This is a genomic window from Eubacterium sp. MSJ-33 (assembly GCF_022174665.1).
In the GTDB taxonomy this organism is placed as follows: domain Bacteria; phylum Bacillota; class Clostridia; order Lachnospirales; family Lachnospiraceae; genus Coprococcus_C.
In genome coordinates this window covers 727,267-745,568 of the sequence record NZ_CP076562.1, presented here as the reverse complement: position 1 = coordinate 745,568, position 18,302 = coordinate 727,267, and the positions used below count along the sequence as shown (strand labels likewise).

Here is an 18,302-nt window from a genome sequence, read left to right as displayed (position 1 = left end):
AAAAGCAAGCGAGAAAACCCAAACTGGAAGTTGATTGGCAGGTAGCGGAGAGAAAACTGGGCGTGAAAGTAAGAATCTAAGCTTGAAAGCCCGTGTTGTGGGCGTAGGAAGAGAAAAGCAAGCGAGAAAACCCAAACCGGAAGCTAATGGGCAGGTAGCGGAGAGAAAACTGGGCGTGAAAGTAAGAATCTAAGCTTGAAAGCCCATGCTGTGGGCGTAGGAAGAGAAAAGCAAGCGAGAAAACCCAAACTGGAAGTTGATTGGCAGGTAGCGGAGAGAAAACTGGGCGTGAAAGTAAGAATCTAAGCTTGAAAGCCCGTGTTGTGGGCGTAGGAAGAGAAAAGCAAGCGAGAAAACCCAAACTGGAAGCTAATAGGCAGGTAGTGGAGAGAAAACTGGGCGTGAAAGTAAGAATCTAAGCTTGAAAGCCCATGTTGTGGGCGTAGGAAGAGAAAAGCAAGCGAGAAAACCCAAACTGGAAGCTGATTGGCAGGTAGCGGAGAAAAAATTGGGCGTGAAAGTAAAAGAATCTAAGCTTGAAAGCCCATGCCGTGGGCGTAGGAAGAGAGAAGCAAGCGAGAAAACCCAAACCGGAAGCTAATGGGCAGGTAGCGGAGAGAAAACTGGGCGTGAAAGTAAGAATCTAAGCTTGAAAGCCCATGTTGTGGGCGTAGGAAGAGAAAAGCAAGCGAGAAAACCCAAACCGGAAGCTAATAGGTAGGTGGCGGAGAGAAAACTGGGCGCGAAAGTAAGAATCTAAGCTTGAAAGCCCATGTTGTGGGCGTAGGAAGAGAAAAGCAAGCGAGAAAACCCAAACTGGAAGCTAATGGGCAGGTAGCGGAGAAAAAATTGGGCGTGAAAGTAAGAATCTAAGCTTGAAAGCCCGTGCCGTGGGCGTAGGAAGAGAGAAGCAAGCGAGAAAAACCAAACCGGAAGCTGATTGGCAGGTAGAAGAAAAAACAAGTAAAAATTATGATAAAAAAACATAATAAAAAGATTAAATAATACGAGAGGAGGTCGATATATATGATGATAGATCAGATGATTATGGAAGCGCGTTCAATGGGATGCTCGGATATTCATATCACAGTAGGGATGACACTTATGTATCGAATCAACGGCCGCTTGCAGAATGCACCGACCAATCCAAGTGATGGCGAGATTATCGCGATGCTCGCAGAACTTCTGACCGATGAACAGCGGGAGAATCTCGAGCGGGGCATAGATGCGGATTTTGCAATCCGTACCCCGGATGGTAACCGTCAGCGTGTGAATGTGTTCAAGCAGGATGGTAAGATGGCGGCGACAATTCGACTGCTCAATTCTTCGATTCCGTCGATGGAGATGCTTGGACTTCCAAGCGTGCTTCGGGAACTGGCAGATAAGCCGCGAGGCATGATTCTTGTGACAGGACCGACCGGTTCCGGTAAATCAACCACACTGGCTTCTATGATTGATTATATCAATGCAAATCGCCCGGAACATATCATTACGATTGAAGATCCGGTTGAGTATGTATACGACAGAAAGATGGCACTCATCCATCAAAGAGAGGTGGGCAGAGATGTCACAAACTTCGCATCCGCACTTCGAAGCGCACTCCGTGAAGATCCGGATATTATTCTGGTAGGAGAGATGCGTGATTACGAGACAATCTCGGCAGCACTGACCGCTGCAGAAACCGGACATTTGGTTATGTCCACTCTTCATACGACAGGTGCGGCGCAGACGATTGACCGAATTATTGATGCATGTCCGGCAGGAATGCAGAATCAGGTACGGACACAGCTTGCAAGCGTTCTAAATGGAGTTATTACCCAGTGCCTGATTCCGAATGCGCGTGGAAATGGACGTGTTGTAGCAACAGAAATCTTAGTTGGTACGGATGCGGTTTGCAACCAGATTCGTGAGAACAAATGTCACCAGCTTGGATCCCTGATGCAGTCCGGTTCATCCGTTGGCATGCATACATTAAATGGTGATTTGTCCCGTTTGGTTCAGAGCGGTATGATTAACCGTCAGATGGCGTACAAATATTCGAACGATGTTGCAGAGCTTGATCAATATTTGTAAATTCAAAATGTGGTAAAAAATACCAAAAGAATATCTCTCAAAAAAGAGAGAAAAAAGTTGATAGTAATAGCAGATTTTGCTATACTTTATAAAGATTTTTCATATCAAAAAAACAAAAGAACTAAGGAGGAAATGATTATGAAAAAAATGAAAGAAAACAAAGGTTTTACTTTGGTAGAGCTGATTGTTGTTATCGTAATTCTCGCAATTTTGGCAGCAATCCTCGTACCAGCATTGCTTGGTTATATTGACAGAGCAAAGGGGCAGCAGATTGTATTGAATGGTAAGAGCGTACTTACAGCCGCACAGGCAGAGCTTTCAAGCGAGTATGCAAAGGGATCTAAGGTAGCTGATTTGGCTGATTCTAGCAAAAATGCAGCGTTTGTAAATCAGGTTATGGCAACAGCAGATGTAAGTAAGTGTGAATCTGCAGTAATTAAAACAGGTAAGAGTGCAACAGGCGTTACAAACAACCATGAGGAATTTACTGTAAGAGCTGTTGCGTACAAAGAAGGTGGTCAGTGGATTTATTATACATATAACTCTACTAACGGAACTGGTTCATGGGATGCTACATACGCAGATTTTTCGGCTGATACATTTGGAAAAACGATTGTGTTGAGCGGTAATGGGCCAACAAACGATGATAATTAATATTTTATAAGATTTGAAAGCTTCGGATATTGTTCCGAAGCTTTTTTATATATTATCGTAAGAGTTGTGAAATGAAAAATAGACGTATAGAAAGAACTACTCTGGAAACATATCGCATAGCCCCGGAACGAAAACTGGGCGTGGGAGTAGAAAAGTAGGCGGGAAAATCCACGATGTGGTGACACCCGAGGAGAACAAAAACAAGCGAGAAAACCCATCTTGAAAGCTAATCGTGCAGTTTCGGAACGAAAACCGGGTGTGGGAGCATGAAAGTAAGCGGAAAAAACACGACATGAGTGCGAGGAGGGCGCATATGTGCGAAACACATATTTAGGGTGCTCCCGACGATATATACAGAGCGATAGCGATGTGGTGACACCCGAGGAAGAAAAAAGCAAGCTAGAAAAACCAAAACAGAAAACAAACAGAAACCCATCCCGGAAACTTGTAAAAAAGGTTTCCGGGGTGAACTTATTTACAACAAAAAGACAAGCTGGATTCTAATTAAGCCAAACTCTACATGAAATTCCGCATTACCAATTGTTGCACCCAACTGGAATCGAGCGGATGCTGCTGTGTCTCATAAGTTAGAATCAGATTAACATCCGGAATGATATTGCAGTCACAATATGTACTGATTTTCTCCATGGCATGATCTTTGTATTCCTTTTTGTCCATCAACCCCAAATGCTCCCAATAAGTATAGGAATTATTCTTTGGATTTTTAACTGTAAAATCAGGATACATGGTTGCTCCGTTTAGTGTGAGCGGTGCTTCATATCGAAACGGAATATGGTTTGTGAATAAAATATTTGCTATAATTTCCTCTGATTTTGAGCGTACCTTCATTCCGGAAAACGTGTTGTGGATGAGGTCTTCGCGCTTATATGGGTTTTGCTCATATGGAACACTTGCCCATGTGTCAGGGATTAGTGCCTTAGCTAAATATGTGTGATAATTTGAATCCGTCGCCAGAAGCTTCTGAGATGTATTCGGCAAAGTTTGAACATCTTGAATAAATTGATCAAGAAGTGTTTTTTCTTTGATGCAATCATCCAGACAACTTTCATAATATTTCTTTAAAGCTAATTTCTCAATAGTGGCAGATTCTTTGGTTGGAATGTATTTTTTCAGATTGCCATTCACTTTGTATGATTTGATATGCTTTCCGTTCTTGAAACATTGTAGTTTTCCAGCTGGAAATCTGCTGATTAGTTTCTTATAGTTTTCGATTCTTCTATTTAGTTGTTTTTGTTGTTCAAGAATATTTTGTATAAATATGATAAACACCTCTTTTCATAATGGGTATTAAAATGATTGTATTTATATAGCTGGTTTAATACGAAAACATGTGGAATTGTCAGACAACACGGTAAAATGTAGTCTGTGTGGATGGGTGAAAATCTGGATTGTAAAACAGATTTTCTGTATGAAATACGATGCGCTTAAACTCGATAAACGAGTTGTGTTTAATGTAGCATATATGTGTTGTTTCGTAAATGGGATACATGATTTTATCACAGAAAATACATAATTTCTTTTGACGAATATATTGACTTGGGTGTGTGAGTAGAAAAGTAGGCGGGAAAACCCACGGTGTGGGCGTAGGAGAAGAAAAGCAAGCAGAAAAGCCCACCCTGGATGCTAATTGATATGTTGCGGAGAGAAAACTGGGCGAGGGAGCAGAAAAGTAGGCGGGGAAACCCATAGCGTGGGCGTAGGGAGTGAAAAGCAAGCAGAAAACCCACCCTGGAAGCTTATCGATATGTTGCGGAGAGAAAACTGGGCGAGGGAGCAGAAAAGTAGGCAGGGAAAACCCACGGCGTGGGCGTAGGAGAAGAAAAGCAAGCGAGAAAACCCACCCTGGAAGCTAATCGATATGTCGCGGAGAGGAAACTGGGCGTGGGAGTAGAAAAGTAGGCGGGGAAACCCATAGCGTGGGCGTAGGGCATGAAAAGCAAGCAGAAAAACCCACAGCAAGCAGACACCACCAAACATAACAGCCTCCAAACAAAAATCACAAGCAAAAAATCCCATATTTCATCCATTCCTATCTTGAAGCCAAAGGAAATAGATGGTATAATCTAAAAGATTGCATGAAGACAAAACCGAGACAACTGAAAAAATCATTTTCTGACACAAAGTGGTGTTTTCAGTCGTTTCGGAGTCTGAATGCAGAAAAAAATATTTCAAGGAGAATTTATTATGTACAAGAAGTTTGAGATGGAACTTGCCGGAAGAACCTTGCGTGTCGATGTAGGCAGAGTTGCAAAGCAGGCAAACGGTGCAGCTTTGATGCACTACGGAGATACAGTTGTGCTTTCAACAGCAACTGCATCAGAAAAACCAAGAGATGGTATCGATTTCTTCCCACTTTCAGTTGAGTATGAGGAGAAGATGTACTCTGTTGGAAAGATCCCTGGAGGATTCAACAAGCGTGAGGGTAAGGCAAGCGAGAATGCAATCCTTACATCCCGTGTTATCGACCGTCCGATGAGACCATTGTTCCCAAAGGATTACAGAAATGATGTTACACTTAATAACATGGTTATGTCAGTAGATCCGGAGTGTTCTCCAGAGCTTACCGCTATGCTTGGTTCAGCCATTGCAACAGCAATTTCTGATATCCCGTTTGATGGTCCATGTGCAACGACACAGGTTGGTATGATCAACGGCGAACTGATCTTCAACCCAAATTCTACACAGAATCTGGAGTCAGATCTGAAGCTTACGGTTGCATCTACAAGAGATAAGGTTATCATGATTGAGGCTGGTGCGAACGAAGTGCCGGAGGCGAAGATGATCGAGGCTATTTATGCAGCCCATGAGTTAAACCAGAAAGTAATCGCATTTATCGATAAGATCGTAGCTGAGTGTGGTAAGCCAAAGCATTCTTATACAAGTTGCGCAGTTCCGGAAGAACTGTTTGAGGCAATTAAGGAGCTTGTTCCGCCGGCAGCAATGGAAGAGGCAGTCTTTACGGATGAGAAGCAGGTGCGTGAGGAGAATATCCGCCAGATCAAGGAGAAACTTGAAGAGGCATTTGCAGATAAGGAAGATTGGCTGGCAGTTCTTGATGAGGCTGTTTACCAGTATCAGAAGAAGACAGTCCGTAAGATGATTCTGAAGGATCACAAGCGTCCGGATGGCAGACAGATCACACAGATCCGTCCACTGGCTGCTGAGGTTGATATCATTCCTAGAGTGCATGGTTCTGCTATGTTCACAAGAGGACAGACACAGATCTGTAACGTTGTAACATTGGCTCCACTTTCTGAAGCGCAGAAGTTAGATGGCCTTGACACAAACGTTACATCTAAGAGATATATGCATCACTACAACTTCCCATCATACTCTGTTGGTGAGACAAAGCCGTCCAGAGGACCGGGACGCCGTGAAATCGGACATGGCGCACTTGCTGAGCGTGCACTTGTTCCTGTACTTCCAAGTGAGGACGAGTTCCCATATGCAATCCGTTCCGTATCTGAGACATTTGAGTCAAACGGTTCTACATCTATGGCTTCCACATGTGCATCTTGTATGTCACTGATGGCTGCAGGTGTTCCAATCAAGAAGATGGTAGCAGGTATTTCCTGTGGTCTTGTAACCGGTGAGACAGATGATGATTATGTACTGTTGACAGATATTCAGGGACTCGAAGATTTCTTCGGCGACATGGACTTCAAGGTAACAGGTACAACCGAAGGTATCACAGCAATCCAGATGGATATCAAGATTCATGGTCTGACACGTCCAATCGTAGAGGGCGCGATTGCAAGATGTCGTGAGGCAAGACTTTTCATCATGGATACATGTATGAAGCCGGCTATTGCAGCTCCAAGAGATCACGTTGGCGAACTTGCTCCGAAGATTATCCAGACAAAGGTTGATCCGGAGAAGATCGGTGAGATCATCGGACAGAGAGGAAAGACAATCAACGCAATTATCGAAGAGACAGGCGTTAAGATCGATATCGATGATGATGGAAATGTATTTATCTGCGGTGTTGAGCAGGCAGGTATGGACAAAGCATTAAAGATCATCCGTTCTATCGTAGACCCAATCGAGGTTGGTAAGACTTACGAAGGTAAGGTTGTTCGTATCATGAACTTCGGTGCATTCGTAGAACTGTCACCAAATAAGGACGGTTTGATTCATATCTCTAAGCTGGCAGATCGCCGCGTAGAGAAGGTAGAGGATGTTGTAAATATCGGCGATGTAGTCAAGGTTAAGGTTCTTGAGGTTGACCGTATGGGTAAGATCAGCCTGAGCCTGAAGGACGCAGAGCAGTAAAAAACGAATTAAATAGGTTTCAAATAGAGTTGTGCATAATTGCCATTTCTTAAAACAGGCGATGCGTTTGTATAAGATGGTGATTATGCACTACTTATCTAAAGCAAAAAACTATAAATTAGGGAGGGTACCTCATGAGATATGGATACTTTGATGAGGCAAATAAGGAATATGTGATTGACAGACCGGACACACCGGCACCTTGGGCGAACTACCTTGGTTCTCCGGAATACGGCGCAATCATTTCCAACAATGCCGGTGGATATAGCTTTGTAAAGTCTGGTGCAAACGGAAGAATTCTTCGATATATCTTCAACAGCTTTGACCAGCCGGGCAGATATATCTATTTGCGTGACAATGACAGCAAAGATTACTGGTCAGCTTCCTGGCAGCCGGTAGGAAAAGATTTGGACAGCTACAAGAGTGAGTGTCATCACGGTACAGGCTATACGTATATGAATGCAGAATATGCAGGCATCAAGAGCTCTGTGCTTTACTATGTACCACTTGATAAGACACATGAGGTATGGAAGTTGAAGGTTACGAATGATTCTGACAAGCCTCGTAACCTGTCCGTCTTTGGTTACTGTGAATTTACAAATGATAACAACTATGAGCAGGATCAGGTCAATCTGCAGTATACACTCTTTATCACAAGAACGTATTTTATGGGAAACCGCATCAAGCAGGTAATCAATGAGAACGTGAATAAGGGTGCGGCCATCAACGGAAGTGTTGCATTTACAAGATTCTTTGGTTTGGCTGGCGCAGAGGTTGCAAGCTATGCCGGAGATAAGGAAGCGTTTCTTGGCAGATATCATGGTTATGGCAATCCGGCCGGTGTTGAAAACGGTGATTGTGGAAATAGTCTCAATTATAACAGTAACGCCTGCGGCGCTTTGGAGACTAAGATCACACTCGCACCGGGCGAGAGCAAGGAGATTGCATTTGTACTCGGTATGAAGAATGATGCAGAGACAGAGGCAGTGATGAACAGCTATGCAGATGTGCATGCACAGAGTGAAGCAGAGCTTGCGGAGTTGAAGGAATACTGGCATGGAAAACTGTCTCATTTCCAGGTAAAGACACCAAGTGAATCATTCAATGCGATGATCAATACATGGAATGCATATCAGTGTTTCATGACATTTATCTGGTCGAGAGCCGCATCATTTTCCTATTGTGGTCTTCGAAATGGATACGGATACCGTGATACCGTTCAGGATATCCAGGGTGTGATTCACTTAGCACCGGAAATGGCGCTAGAGAAGATCCGTTTCATGTTGTCTGCACAGGTAGACAATGGCGGTGGACTTCCGCTTGTAAAGTTTGATCATAATGCAGGTCATGAGGATACACCGGATGATGAGTCTTATGTACGTGCAACCGGACATCCGGCATACCGTGCAGATGATGCATTGTGGCTGTTCCCAACAGTTTATAAGTATATTGCAGAGTCTGGAAATACAGACTTTATCGATGAGGTAATCCTGTTCGCAAATGGCGGAGAGGGTACGGTATATGAGCATTTGAAGCGAGCGATTGATTTCTCTATGAATCATCTTGGAAACAATCGTATGCCGGCAGGTCTGCATGCAGACTGGAATGACTGCTTACGTCTTGGCAAGCAGGGCGAGTCAACATTTGTTGCAATGCAGCTTTACTATGCGATGAGCGTGCTCCGTATCTTCGCAAAGCAGAAAAATGATACAGAATATATCGCATATCTGGATAAGATTCAGAAGGAACTTGGCGATATCATTCAGACAAAGTGCTGGGAGGATGATCGTTATATCCGTGGATACAAGGAAGACGGCATGATTATCGGTTCTAAACATGATCCTGAGGCAAATATGTGGTTGAATCCACAGTCATGGGCAGTTATCAGTGGCCTTGCTACAAAGGATCAGGCAGAGAAGGCACTGGAGTCTGTACATAGAGAATTAAATACACCATATGGCGTACGTCTGATGGCACCATCCTATGTGGATCATGCGTTTGAGGGAGCATTGATGCTTTTGTTCAATCCATCCACAAAGGAAAACGGTGGTATCTTCTCACAGCCGCAGGGCTGGATCATCTTGGCAGAATCTCTGATGGGACATGGAAACCGTGCATTTGAGTATTTCACAGAGAGCTCACCTGCATCCATGAATGATAAGGCAGAGATCAGAAAGCTGGAGCCATATTGCCATGGACAGTTTACAGAGAGTTCAGAAAGCCCATTCGAGGGCAGAGCACATGTACACTGGCTGACCGGTACAGCATCGACAGTTATGGTTGGATGTGTCGAGGGTATCCTTGGTATGCGTCCGGACTTCGACGGACTTCGTATTGCACCATCGATTCCATCTGACTGGAAGGAATTCGAGATCAACAAGGACTTCCGCGGAAAGAAGCTTCATATTGTTGTAAAGAATCCAAATGGCGCAGAGAGCGGTTATACAAGTCTTGTTGTAAATGGCAAGGAAATGAATGATAACTACATTGCGGCAAGCGAGCTTGCAGATGTAAATGAGATTGTTCTGACGATGTAATTGCAGATATAAGACGTAAATATAATATTATGATTATGTGATATGGTGGGTAGATTCTATGCCCACCATATTTTGTCGTATGACTCGTTATTATTAAATATAGGAAGGGGGAATCTGCTGAAATGGAAAAAAGAAAATTTCAAATCAAAAATTTTATTGGTGATCGTGCGTTCTATAAACGATATTTACTACTTGCTTTGCCGATGATTTTACAGAATGCGATTACAAATCTGGTTAGTTTTTTAGATAATATTATGGTCGGACAGCTTGGCACCGAGCAAATGTCTGGTGTCGCGATTGTAAACCAGCTGATTTTTGTATATAATCTGGCAATCTTTGGCGCGGCGTCGGCGGCAAGTATTTTTGGCGCACAGTATTTTGGAAAAGGAAACCATGAGGGACATATGTACTCATTCCGATTTAAACTGTATGCAACTATGTTTGTGACAATACTTGCAATTACGTTATTTGTCACGAATGGCGGGAATCTGATATCGCTGTATCTTACGGACACGGCAGGAACGGGTGCAACAGAAGTTGCGTTGCGGTATGGAAAACAGTATCTGTCCATTATGATGATAGGTCTGGTTCCTTTTGCGATTACACAGTCATATGCGACTAACATTAAGGAAACCGGACAGACATTTGTACCGATGGTTGCAAGTTTTGTGGCAGTTGGTAGCAATGCAGTGTTAGATTATCTGCTGATATTTGGGATTGGACCATTCCCAGAACTTGGTGTTATGGGAGCAGCACTTGCAACGATACTGGCTCGTTATATAGAAGCTGCAATTATCGTGATCTGGGCACATACCCATAAAGAAAAGAATAAGTATTTGATTGGTGCATACCGGGGATTCGGTATGCCGGTAGAAGAATTTAAGGCAATTTTAATCAAAGGATTTCCACTTATGCTGAATGAACTTCTTTGGGCGGCGGGAATGACAGCAGTGACACAGTGCTATTCGGTGCGTGGACTCGAAGTGGTTGCCGGTTTAAACATTGCAACGACAATAACGAATCTGTTTAATATTGTATATATTCAGCTTGGTGCCTGCATAAGCATTATTGTGGGACAGTATCTGGGAGCTGGAGAATTGGAACAGGCGAAAGACGCTGATAATAAGATGATCGTGTTCAGTGTATTTTGTTGTATCCTTGTTGCAGCAGTGATGTTTGTAGTTGGCAGGTTTTTCCCACATATCTATAACACAACGGATGAAATTAAGATGCTTGCTACATCGTTCATGAGTATATCTGCACTTTTGATGCCGATTTGTTCCATGAGCCATACTTTTTATTTCACCTTACGGTCGGGTGGTAAGACATTGGTTACGTTCTTGTTTGACTCCGTGTATACGTGGGTAATTGTTGTTCCGTGTGCGTATGTGCTGGCGCATTTTACGGGACTTGGCATTGTGAGCGTGTATTTTTTGGTACAGGCAACAGAATTAATTAAGGCGACAATCGGATTTTTTATGGTGAAGAGTGACGTCTGGTTGGTACAAATGGTATAATAACATCTTGCTTATAATGGAATATATTATATTTAAAAATAAAAAGAGACATTCCCAATTGAGGTGACCCCCAAAAGTTAGACTTTATTGCGAAGTGGATTTTCCACTTCGCATTTTTCATTTATGCAGCCAAGAGGCGTTTCCTGTATTGTACAGGGCTGAGCCATCCTAGTTTCTCTTTGATACGTTTTTCATTGTAATACTTGATATATTTTTCAATCGCCAATTTAAGTTCATCAAAGCTATAGTATACAACACCATAGTATATTTCCTGTTTTAATAATCCAAAGAAGTTCTCCATAACAGAATTATCATAGCAGTTCCCTTTCCGTGACATACTTTGAAAAATACGATTTTCTCTTAATCTATGAGAGTAAGTCTTCATCTGATATGCCCACCCTTGATCCGAGTGAAATGTTCTCCTAAACCGACAATCAGAAGTGATTGTGATTGCTTCTTCCAGAGCAGTCATTACACTTTGTGCAGATGGTCGTTTATCAATACCAAAGCTTATGATTTCTCCATTATACATATCCATAAATGGGTCAAGATATAACTTCTGCATCACCATTCGTCCTTTTTCATCTATCTCGTAATACTTAAACTCTGTTGTATCTGTTGTAATCTTCTGATGCGGTATATTGGTGTGAAATCGTCGTCTAATTCTATTCGGAGCAACTGTTCCCACTTTTCCACGATAAGAGCTATACTTACGAGATTTTCTAGTGAAAGATGTCACTTGAAGATTTAGTCGTTGCATTAACTTCTGTACTTTCTTTTTATTCACCACGTAGCCTTGATTGCATAATTCTGCCTTCATTCTTCGATAGCCGTAGTCTTTGTGCTCTGCGTGTAGTTCTAGCATTTTAGCCTCTAATTCAGCATCCGGATTTTCTCTATCAAATCGCTTTTGCCAGTACATGTAGGTTGCTTTCGGCATACCTGTATATGAGAGAAGATCTTTTAGTTTGAATTCTCTTCGGAGGCTGTGGATGACTCTTGCACATCTCTCATTTTTGCTTCGTCCTCTAAACGCAGTCTCCTCAGTTCTTTTAAAAAGGCGTTCTCTATCCTTAACTTTAATAACTCATCTTCAAGTTCTTTGACATGTTCTGCGCTGGTATCCACTGCACGCTCTTCAAACGAAGAGGTTTTAGTTTTATGATTGTCTTTTTGATTCAATGTTTTCTTACGACCTTTCTTCTTAGGTCTCAATGCGTCAGGACCAGCAATCCGAAAGCCTTGAACCCATTGAGCAATCATTGCTGCATTATTTATTCCTTGAGACAATGCTAACTCCTGATATGAAACCTCACTTGATAAATATAACTCTACCACATGAAGCTTAAATTCAAAAGAATAATTCTTTTTTTCTCTTGATCGCATCAAACCAGCATCGCCGAATTTATTATAATAGTCCACCCAATTTAACACTTGTCTTTTGTTTTTTACATTGTACTTTTGTGCTAGATAGTTGTACCCTCCTTCGCCGTTCAAATAAGCAATTACTACTTTTTTCTTAAATTCAAAACTATATTTTGCCATAAAAATACCGACCTCCCAATCGTTAGATTTTTGGTCTAACTTTTGGGGGTCGGTACAAATCTGAGTTGCTTGGAAATGTCTTTTTTGCGTTATAGGCATTTTCTGATTGCATATCCTACATATTATTCGCGGCATTTACGATCATCGGCAAGATCTGCTTCTTTCTGGATACAACACCCGGCAGATTGATGCTGCCGCCGGATACTTCGTCGAGCTTGAAGGCTTTTTCAAGCAGTTCTTCGGAGTTCTTGCCATAGTATAAAAGCTCAGTGCTTTCTTTGAAGATATTTGTCAGCATGAAGAACAGCATATCGGCTTCACTCTGGTTGTAGATGCTTTCCATGTATTTCAGGATACGTGGCTTGACGGCATCTAACATCGTAGAGTTAAATGCTGTGATCTGTCCGATACCGAATTTCAGGTTCTCGGAGGAGAACACTTTGTAATCCTGATGGAAGATCTCTTCGTCTGTCTCGTTCATCAGCTTGCTTCCGGCGTTAAACATGGCGATTGCATACGCTTCGATATCGATGTTCGCGATCTTTGCAAGCTTCCGACAGGTATGCTCATCGATCTGTGTGCAGGTCGGAGAGCGGAACATCAAAGTATCGGAAATGATCGCAGAACATAACAGTCCGGCAATCTGCTTCGGAATTTCAACATGGTTTTCTTCGAACATCTGATAGATGATCGTTGCGGTACAGCCAAGTGGCTGGTTGCGGAAATAAACCGGATTCATTGTCTGCAGTCCGCCCAGTCTGTGGTGATCAATGATTTCAAGAAGCTGGACTTCTTCGATACCGTCAACTGCCTGTGCATGTTCGTTGTGGTCAACCAAGATGACCTTCTTCGGGTTCGCATTCAAATAATTTCGCTGGGAGATCAGTCCCACGTATTTTCCATATTCATTCAGGACAGGATAGTACTGGTGGCGCTTGCCTGCCATAACCGTACGGATATCCCGGATATAATCTTCGGTCGAGAAAGTGATCAGATTATCCTTCTTCATAAAGTAACGGATTGGAATACTCTGGTTGATCAGACGTGCTGCCGTATAAGTATCATATGGCGTACGGATGATCGAGCAGTTGTGATCTTCAGCGAGTTTTGTGATCGTCTTCGATACGACCGCACCGTCACAGATGATGATACACTGCGCATCCATCTCGATTGCGCAAAGCTGTGACTCGTAACGGTTACCGAGGATGACGATATCGCCTTTTTCAATGTAGTTTTCCATCATGTCCGGGTTGGCGGCGGAAATCAGCACCTTTCCGGTATGTACATAATCTTTCTCATCGCCGACAATCAGATCGGCGGAGAGTGTGTTGATAATGTTTTTATATGGCGTGTGTGCGGATGCAATGACTCGGTTGTCGTAGACTTCCATGTAAGTCATGGCAATGTCACGCACGGTGATCAGTCCGACTAAGTTGCCGTTTTCATTCACTGATGGAAGGGTGGTGGCACCGGATTCACTCAGGATTTCCCATGCATTTTTGATGGAAATCTCTCCGTCAACGCCGTCAATATGACGATATTCCACGTCCTTTACCTGTGTGGAGACATTCTCCATATATTCGGGTACGGTTGCTGAAAATGCATTCAGTACGTATTTGGTTTCGGCGTTGATTTCTCCAGCACGCATTGGCACGTAATCATTTCCGGTGATCTGCCGTTTTAAATAGGCGTAGCAGATGGAAGAACAGATAGAGTCAGTATCCGGATTTTTGTGTCCGATAACATATACTTTGTCTTTGTTTTGTGTTTCCATTCATCAAACCTCCGTAATTTATAGAAAAATCAAAATTAGCTACTTTGCGTTGCTATTATAGTTTCCGCATTTATAAAAGTCAAACAAAATGTGCATAATATCTATGAGAAAATTTTGTGAACGGAGGTAAGAAACATTGGAGAGACAGGAAGAAACAGCGAAGAATCAGGCATTTCATATGGATAGCCGGCAGAAACAGGAAGGAAGCGGGATGGATAACCAGCAAAAACAGGGAAGTCTGATCACTGATTATGGACAGATCACTTTGTCGAAAAACAGGTATCATCATCGAATTCATCTCTTAAACATCATAGGGGAAATTGAGGGGCATGAAAATCTCGGCTCGTCCTCGAAGACAAGTAAGTATGAACATATCCTGCCACAGCTTGCGGCGGTGGAGGATGATGAGGATATTGATGGACTGATGGTGCTTTTGAATACTGTAGGCGGCGATGTAGAGGCGGGACTTGCGATTGCGGAAATGATTGCATCTCTGAGTAAACCGAAGGTGTGTCTTGTGCTTGGAGGTGGACATTCGATTGGTGTACCACTGGCGGTATCGGGGGATGTGACGTTTATTGTGCCATCGGCAACCATGGTTGTGCATCCGATCCGAATGAATGGAACGGTACTTGGAGTGACACAGAACTACGAATATATAGAACGTATGCAGGATCGTATCATTGAATTCACATCGAATCATTGTTCTATCAAGGAAGAGGAATTGCGGGAAATCATGTTTAATACGAAGGAACTGACAAAGGACATTGGGTCAGTGTTAGTCGGCAGACAGGCGGTAGAGGTTGGAATCATTGACCGGATGGGAGGCATTCATACTGCAATGAATTGTTTATATGACTTGATAAATACTAAGAAAAATAGTAAAATAGAGCAATATGAGCATTTAAACTGACATAAATATGCCTGTGTGGCAGTTTATATTAACGGATATAAATTGCCATGCAGGAAATGAATGTTTGAACAAATGAGGGAAAAGAGAAGGAGTGCATACCGTGGCAACGGGAAACAACAGTACATATAATAAGGGTTCACAATCGAATACGAGAAGTAAAACGACAGCCAGCCGTTCGGCGTCGGCGGCAAGTTCGTCACAGAAAACCAGATCTGCACAAGCGTCCAGATCAACATCTGCTTCCCGTACGGGGGGAAGGAAGACAAAGGCGCAGCTTGCACAGGAGCAGGCTAGAAAAAATGAGATTCATTTATTTATTTGCATGGCAGTCTGTACATTTTTCTTTATCAGCAACTTTGGCTGGTGTGGTGTTGTAGGCAATTTCTTTGCAAAGTTTATGTTTGGGTTGTTCGGCGTTGTAGAATACGTGCTTCCGTTATACATTTTTTTGACAGAGGCATTTTTGCTTTCGAACGGTGCAAAAAAGGCAGTTGTAAACCGTGTACTTTGTGTGGGATTGTTTATTGTAGCGGCAGCATTTATTTTCCAGCTTACGGCCGGGGCCGATCATATGACGGCGAAGCTTCTGTATGAGCAGGGGGCCCAGGAAAAGAAAGGCGGCGGGTTTATCTTAGGCGGATTGCTCGTTGTGTTGCATAATCTGATCGGAAAGCCGGGCGCAATCATCGTGATTGCACTTTTGATCATCATCGGAATTATTGTGGTAATGAATGTATCGCTGATTGATTTTGCAAGAGAACGTTCTGTGCAGTTCAAGAACCGCTACAATGCCTTGTATGAGGATGATGACGAGGAAGATATCGATCCGGAGGCGGCTTTGGAGGCAAAGCGCAGAACGAAGTTAGATAATATCAAGGTGGAGCAGGAGAAGCCGGCAACGCCTGTAAAGAAGAAAAAGAAGAAAGTGAAAAATAAAAAGGTTGAGGGAGAAGAAGTACATGAGCTAAAACCGCTTCCGCATGAAGACCTGTTCAATCCGAATCTGACACTGCAGGATGCAAAAGATGTCTCGGAGGGATATGTGGATTTGTCCTTATTGAAGAAGAAAAAAGGTGGCGTGACTGAACTTCGCAGTGCAAAAGCGGATATTCCACCGGTGCCGGAATCTGTGAAGGAAGAAACGGTTGATTTCTTTGACCGACCGGATTACGCCGGCAGTATTGAAGAAGATCAGGCGTGGGAGAAAGAAGTATCATCAAAGCTTGAAGGGGAAAATACGGTATATGATGCAGCAGCGACGGAAACGTATGAAATATCGCAGAATGCAGAAGCTACGGATATAAAAACAGGAATGACAAAGAATGAAATTTCCGCTTCTGCAGATGAAACATCCATTCAGAATGAAGAGAATACGGCAGTCACAGAGACTGTTACCAGAAAACGTAAGAAGACGAAAGAATCGGAGCAGGAAATGCTTTCGGAACGTGACCAGATTGCAGAGACGATTCAGGAAAACAGTGAGTACAAACCAGTGAAAGAATATAAATTTCCACCACTTAAGCTCTTAAAGAGTGGCAGGGGAAAGGGCACGAAGTCAAACGAAGCATCCGTCCGGGAAACAGCGATGAAGTTAAAGAGTACGCTCGAGAATTTCGGTGTCAATGTCACTGTAACCGATTATAGCTGCGGTCCATCTGTTACCCGGTATGAATTACAGCCGGAACAGGGCGTGAAGGTATCGAAAATCACGAACTTAGCGGATGACATCAAGCTGAATCTGGCGGCGGCAGATATCCGTATCGAAGCACCGATTCCGGGCAAGCCGGCCGTAGGTATCGAGGTACCGAACAAGGAGAGTCAGCCGGTATTTTTCAGGGATTTGCTTGAATCGGATAACTTCCAGAAGTTTCCGTCTAACATTGCATTTGCAGTCGGTAAAGATATCAGTGGACAGGTTGTTGTGGCAGATATCGCGAAGATGCCTCACTTGCTGATCGCAGGTGCGACCGGTTCCGGTAAATCTGTATGCATTAATACATTGATCATGAGTATCTTATATAAGGCAAAGCCGGATGACGTGAAACTCATCATGGTTGATCCGAAACAGGTAGAACTTAGTATCTATAATGGAATTCCACATATGCTGATTCCGGTTGTGACTGATCCGAAGAAAGCGGCAGGTGCCTTGAATTGGGCAGTGCTTGAGATGACAAATCGATACCAGTTGTTTGCACAGTATAATGTGCGAAACCTGCAGGGATATAATGAAAAGGTAAAGGCGGTGACAGGCTCGGAAGAAGGTAGCGAGGATTTGAAGAAGTTGCCGCAGATTGTGATTATTGTCGACGAGCTCGCAGACTTGATGATGGTAGCACACGGTGAAGTAGAGGATGCGATTGTGCGTCTGTCACAGCTTGCACGTGCAGCGGGTATCCATCTGGTAATTGCAACACAGCGTCCATCTGTCGATGTTATTACCGGGTTGATTAAGGCAAATGTACCATCCCGAATCGCAATGACAGTGTCATCAGGTGTGGATTCAAGAACAATTCTCGATATGAATGGCGCAGAAAAATTGCTTGGTAAAGGAGACATGTTATTTTATCCAACGGGTTATCCGAAACCGGTACGTGTGCAGGGTGCATTTCTGTCGGATGATGAAATAGCAGATGTCGTGGACTTTCTGAAGGAGGAAAGCGGCGAAGCGATTTATGATGAGTCAATCTCAAATGAGATTGCAAATACAAAGGTTGGCGGTTCTGGCGGCGGAGCCTCGTCTGCAGAACCGGAATATGATGACTACTTTGTAGACGCCGGAAAGTTTATTATCGGAAAAGATAAAGCTTCTATTGGCATGCTGCAAAGAGTATATAAAATCGGATTTAACCGTGCGGCACGCATTATGGATCAGCTTTCCGAAGCTGGTGTGGTCGGACCGGAAGAGGGGACAAAACCACGGAAAGTGCTTATGAGCATGGAAGAATTTGAAAATTATGTAGAGGAATATTTATAAGGGAGTCAGGAGGACAAAAGAG

10 protein-coding genes are annotated in these 18,302 nt (G+C 43.2%); 7 read left to right on the top strand and 3 right to left on the bottom strand.

Features of this window, described 5'->3' with window-relative positions:
* The first annotated feature begins 1,026 nt into the window (after nt 1-1,026).
* Both KP625_RS03405 and KP625_RS03400 read left to right on the top strand, forming a co-directional pair.
* Entirely contained in the window at nt 1,027-2,073 is a 1,047-nt protein-coding gene (locus KP625_RS03405; RefSeq protein ID WP_238299351.1) for a type IV pilus twitching motility protein PilT, read from the top strand.
* A gap of 138 nt (nt 2,074-2,211) precedes the next feature.
* Entirely contained in the window at nt 2,212-2,727 is a 516-nt protein-coding gene (locus tag KP625_RS03400; protein WP_238299349.1) for a type II secretion system protein, read from the top strand.
* A 516-nt stretch (nt 2,728-3,243) separates the two neighbouring features.
* On the opposite strand, the gene KP625_RS03395 is transcribed toward KP625_RS03400, so the two are convergent.
* Nucleotides 3,244-4,017, bottom strand: coding sequence for a hypothetical protein (locus tag KP625_RS03395; protein ID WP_238299347.1), 774 nt, complete (start codon nt 4,015-4,017; stop codon nt 3,244-3,246).
* 915 nt (nt 4,018-4,932) lie between these two features.
* On the opposite strand from KP625_RS03395, the gene KP625_RS03390 reads away from it, so the two are divergent.
* The 3 genes from KP625_RS03390 to KP625_RS03380 all read left to right on the top strand — a co-directional run bounded on the left by KP625_RS03390 (nt 4,933) and on the right by KP625_RS03380 (nt 11,074).
* The gene (locus tag KP625_RS03390) at nt 4,933-7,020 is read left to right on the top strand and encodes a polyribonucleotide nucleotidyltransferase (protein WP_177969297.1); all 2,088 of its coding nucleotides are present in this window, start codon (nt 4,933-4,935) and stop codon (nt 7,018-7,020) included.
* A gap of 134 nt (nt 7,021-7,154) precedes the next feature.
* Nucleotides 7,155-9,557 carry a GH36-type glycosyl hydrolase domain-containing protein gene (locus tag KP625_RS03385; RefSeq protein WP_238299345.1) on the top strand — a complete coding sequence of 801 codons (2,403 nt, stop codon included), beginning with the start codon at nt 7,155-7,157 and terminating at the stop codon, nt 9,555-9,557.
* 122 nt (nt 9,558-9,679) lie between these two features.
* Nucleotides 9,680-11,074: an MATE family efflux transporter gene (locus tag KP625_RS03380; RefSeq protein WP_238299343.1), complete on the top strand. Its 1,395-nt coding sequence runs from the start codon at nt 9,680-9,682 to the stop codon at nt 11,072-11,074.
* A 121-nt stretch (nt 11,075-11,195) separates the two neighbouring features.
* Here KP625_RS03380 and KP625_RS03375 read toward each other — a convergent pair.
* Nucleotides 11,196-12,619 (bottom strand): IS3 family transposase gene (locus KP625_RS03375; protein WP_238297613.1). Its coding sequence is split into 2 segments (ribosomal slippage): nt 11,196-12,130 and nt 12,130-12,619, totalling 1,425 coding nucleotides; the frame shifts between segments, so codons are not numbered across the junction.
* Nucleotides 12,620-12,734: 115 nt separating this feature from the next.
* Nucleotides 12,735-14,393 (bottom strand): putative manganese-dependent inorganic diphosphatase, encoded by a 1,659-nt coding sequence (locus tag KP625_RS03370; protein WP_238299341.1) that lies wholly within the window; start codon nt 14,391-14,393, stop codon nt 12,735-12,737.
* A gap of 136 nt (nt 14,394-14,529) precedes the next feature.
* Between KP625_RS03370 and KP625_RS03365 the strand changes: the two genes are divergently transcribed.
* Together KP625_RS03365 and KP625_RS03360 are read left to right on the top strand one after the other, a co-directional pair.
* Nucleotides 14,530-15,306 (top strand): ClpP family protease, encoded by a 777-nt coding sequence (locus KP625_RS03365; RefSeq protein ID WP_238299340.1) that lies wholly within the window; start codon nt 14,530-14,532, stop codon nt 15,304-15,306.
* A 100-nt stretch (nt 15,307-15,406) separates the two neighbouring features.
* Nucleotides 15,407-18,280 (top strand): DNA translocase FtsK, encoded by a 2,874-nt coding sequence (locus KP625_RS03360; RefSeq protein WP_238299338.1) that lies wholly within the window; start codon nt 15,407-15,409, stop codon nt 18,278-18,280.
* The last annotated feature ends 22 nt before the right edge of the window (nt 18,281-18,302 follow it).